Raw genomic sequence first — 4,069 nt, 5'->3', positions numbered from 1 at the left:
GCATGGAATGCCTTTGGCCATGTGTATTCAAACAGATAACTTGGATTGTCAGGCAAATGACCCCTCTGAGGAGACCATTCAATATTGGGAAAAAATCAAAAAAATCGGTGGTGATGCTCCAAAAATCAATGCTGAAGATATTGTATTCATTTCGGTAAGAGACACGGAAGAGCCAGAGGATTACCTGATTGAAAAATATAGTATCAGAAACTTTAAAACTGCAGAAGTGAGGCAAAAAGGTGTTTCCCAAATTGCCAAGGAAGCACTTGAAAGGTTAAAAGACTGTGACCAAATTTACATTTCCTTTGATGTGGACAGCTTGGATTCCTCCATTTCAGTAGGTACAGGCACTCCAGTACCCGATGGCCTTACAGTGGAAGAAGCCCTTCAACTGAATGCCGAACTGATCAAAGATAAGAGGGTTTGTTGTTGGGAAATTGTTGAAGTAAACCCAACTTTGGACAGCGAAAATTTGATGGCAGAAAATGCTTTTGACATTTTGGAAGCAACTACCAAATCCCTTTTCGATAATTTCTAATCAAATCATATTCCCTGCAATACAAAAAACACATGGAACTTCAGGAAAAGATCATACATACCTTACAACTTGCTTTCAAAGACCTATTTGACCATCATTTAAACATTGAGGATATATCCCTTCAACCCACTCGAAAAGAGTTTGAAGGTACCTTTACTTTTGTGGTTTTTTCTTTTCTAAAAGTCACCAAACTCAATCCAGAGGCATCCGGAACCAAGCTGGGCGAATACCTGGTAGAAAACTGCGAAGATGTAACGGCCTTTAATGTGGTAAAAGGATTTCTGAATATCACAGTAAGTGAATCTTCATGGATGGACGTTTTCACAAACATCTATGAAAAAACAGATGTGGCAAAGCTTCCTGCAAATGGCCAGAAAGTAATGGTGGAGTACAGCAGCCCAAACACCAACAAACCACTTCATCTGGGACACCTGAGAAACAACTTTCTAGGATTTGCGGTATCCCAAATTTTGGAAGCTAACGGATATGAGGTCATCAAAGCCAATTTGGTAAATGACCGTGGTATACACATCTGCAAGTCCATGGTGGCTTACAAACACTTTGGAGATAATGAAACCCCAGAATCAAGCGGTCTCAAAGGAGATCACTTGGCAGGGAAATACTATGTGATATTTGATAAAGAATACAAAAAACAAATCTCCGCTCTCCAAGAGCAGGGACAAACAGAGGATGAGGCGAAGAAAAATGCGCCACTGATAATGGAAGCGCAAGAAATGCTGAGGCTTTGGGAGGCTGGTGAAGAAGAAACCGTTGCACTTTGGAATAAAATGAACTCCTGGGTTTATGAAGGTTTTGATCAGACCTATAAAAAGATGGGAGTAAGTTTTGATCAGTTTTACTATGAATCAAATACCTACCTACTTGGGAAAGATATTGTAGCAGAAGGTTTGGAAAAGGGCGTATTTTTCAAAAAGGATAATGGATCAGTATGGGTCGACCTTTCTGATGAAGGTTTGGATGAAAAATTAGTACTCCGTGCCGATGGCACATCTGTGTATATCACCCAAGACTTGGGTACTGCGGACCTCAAATACAGTGATTTCAAAATTGACAAGTCGGTTTATGTGGTGGGCAATGAACAGGATTACCATTTTGATGTACTGTTCAAAATCATGAGAAAACTCGGAAGGCCTTATGGAGATGGCCTTCATCACCTTTCTTACGGAATGGTAGACCTTCCTACAGGGAAAATGAAATCCAGGGAAGGGACTGTGGTAGATGCTGATGATCTGATTCAGGAAATGATCAATACCGCAGAAAGTCATACCAAAGAATTGGGCAAAATTGAAGGGTTCAATGAAGAGGAAGCAAAAAGTCTTTATGAAACCCTGGGGCTAGGAGCCTTGAAATATTTCCTTCTCAAAGTAGATCCCAAAAAACGTATGCTTTTCAACCCACAGGAGTCCATAGAATTCCAGGGAAATACAGGACCATTTATCCAATATTCACATGCTAGGATTGCCTCTATTTTAAGAAAAGCTGAGCAAATCGGAGTGGATTACAGCATGACTGGCTTTGAAGGACTTGCGCAATTGGAAGATGCCGAAAGGGATCTTATCGTGGTTCTCCATGACTTTGAAAAGAAACTCAAACTTGCGGCGGAGGAATATTCCCCAGCGGTCATCGCCCAATACATGTTTGACCTTGCTAAGGAATACAACAGGTTTTATGCAGAACTCTCCATCTTCAATGAAACCAACACAAAGGTGCAGGCATTTAGAATCGCTCTTTCTGCACACACTGCCAAAACAATCAAAGCAGGGATGAAGTTGTTAGGTATACACGTTCCAGACAGAATGTAAGCACTATGAAATCAACTTATAAACAGATGAAAAAGATCTTATTCTTAATGACCTTGATTGCTTTTGCATGTACTTCAAGTGCAGTAAAAGAAAATAGCAAGGCAGCAACAAATCCAAATAAAGAAATTATGGAAAAGTCCATTTACGATTTCAAAATCAATGATATCGACGGAAACGAAGTCGATTTTTCACAATACAAGGGCAAAAAACTCCTTCTAGTCAATGTAGCTTCAAAGTGCGGATATACGCCACAGTATGCAGACTTGCAGGAGTTGAATGAAAAACATGGGGATAAGATAACTATCATCGGTTTTCCTGCCAATAATTTTGGTGGCCAAGAACCCGGAAGCAATGATGAAATCAAGCAGTTTTGTTCTGAAAATTACGGTGTAACCTTCAAGATGATGGATAAGGTATCGGTAAAGGGAGTAGACAAACATCCATTATACAGGTGGTTATCAGACAAGGACTTGAATGGTTGGAACGATAAAGAACCAAGCTGGAACTTCTGTAAGTATCTTATCAGCGAAGAAGGTGAGTTACTGAAATTTTTCCCTTCTTCAGTCAATCCTACTTCAGATGAAATTATATCTTTGATAAGCGCATAATTTCGTTTCATCATCGGTAAAGACCTGTTTTCACTTTTGAAAACAGGTCTTTTTATTAGCTTTACAGAAAATTCCAGTCGTGGACATCATCCTTACCAACAAAAAACAAGCTTGGCTACATGCCATCAGGTTGAGAACCCTACCCTTAGCCCTATCAAGCATCTTGATGGGTTCTTTTTTGGCTGCCTTCGAAGGAAGTTTCAGGTGGGAAGTATTTGGCTTGGCTGCTGTCACCACTATTTTCCTGCAGGTTTTATCCAATCTTGCCAACGACTATGGGGACAGTGTACACGGTGCAGACAGTTTGGAGAGAAAAGGACCAATAAGGGCTGTTCAGTCAGGAATCATCAGTTTACCTGAAATGAAAAGAGCCATGATTGTCCTGGCCATTTGCTCATTTTTGTCAGGCATAGCATTGCTTTATCTGGCTTTGGGAGACTGGAAGCTGTTCCTTTTGTTTCTGGGCTTTGGACTTCTGGCTATTTATGCTGCGATTACCTATACCTCAGGGAGTAATCCTTATGGTTATATTGGCTTGGGGGACATCTCTGTATTTGCTTTCTTTGGTTTGTTGGGAGTGGTAGGAACCTATTTTTTACACAGCCTTGATTTTGACTGGCTGGTTATGTTGCCTGCAGTGTCTTTGGGTTGTTTTAGTACCGCCGTACTCAACATCAATAATATCAGGGACATTGATTCTGACATTAATGCGGGCAAAAAATCCATACCTGTCCGGATTGGTAGGAAGGCCGCAGTCAGTTATAACTGGTTTTTACTATTATTCGGAAACCTGCTTTTACCGCTATTTGCTGTTCAGGTTGCCAACTGGGGAGTGATGCTGGCATGGCTGGTGTTACCTCTGATGCTCAATATAGGACTGAACATACAACGGAAAGAAGAAGCTTTGGATCTTGACCCTTTTCTGAAGAAAATGGCTATTTCCACATTGCTTTGGGTGATTTTATTTGGACTGGGCTTGTTGTTGTTTTAAGTGACTCTTTAGCTTCTAATCTCACGCTTCACACTTCATTTCATTCACTTCCAAACACCTCTATTATTTCGCCGCAGGCATATTTCTAAGTATTTCCACCATATTTCTG

At 40.6% G+C, this 4,069-nt stretch carries 4 protein-coding genes; all 4 read left to right on the top strand.

The annotated features are described in order from the left end of the window. The coding region (locus tag EA341_RS00570; protein ID WP_293010736.1) for an arginase family protein at window positions 1-538 on the top strand (538 nt) is incomplete at its 5' end. A 32-nt stretch (window positions 539-570) separates the two neighbouring features. Next, complete coding sequence (gene argS / locus EA341_RS00565) at window positions 571-2,361, top strand: arginine--tRNA ligase (RefSeq protein ID WP_293010735.1); 1,791 nt, start codon at window positions 571-573, stop codon at window positions 2,359-2,361. A gap of 26 nt (window positions 2,362-2,387) precedes the next feature. After that, window positions 2,388-2,969, top strand: coding sequence for a glutathione peroxidase (locus EA341_RS00560; RefSeq protein ID WP_293010734.1), 582 nt, complete (start codon window positions 2,388-2,390; stop codon window positions 2,967-2,969). Between the two features lie 79 nt (window positions 2,970-3,048). Further along, the gene (locus tag EA341_RS00555; RefSeq protein WP_293010733.1) at window positions 3,049-3,960 is read left to right on the top strand and encodes a 1,4-dihydroxy-2-naphthoate polyprenyltransferase; all 912 of its coding nucleotides are present in this window, start codon (window positions 3,049-3,051) and stop codon (window positions 3,958-3,960) included. Window positions 3,961-4,069 lie beyond the last annotated feature (109 nt).

The organism is Mongoliibacter sp., from assembly GCF_007692705.1.
Lineage (GTDB): Bacteria > Bacteroidota > Bacteroidia > Cytophagales > Cyclobacteriaceae > Mongoliibacter.
Note: the sequence above shows the minus strand (reverse complement) of the source record. Positions and strands in the feature narration are given on the sequence as shown.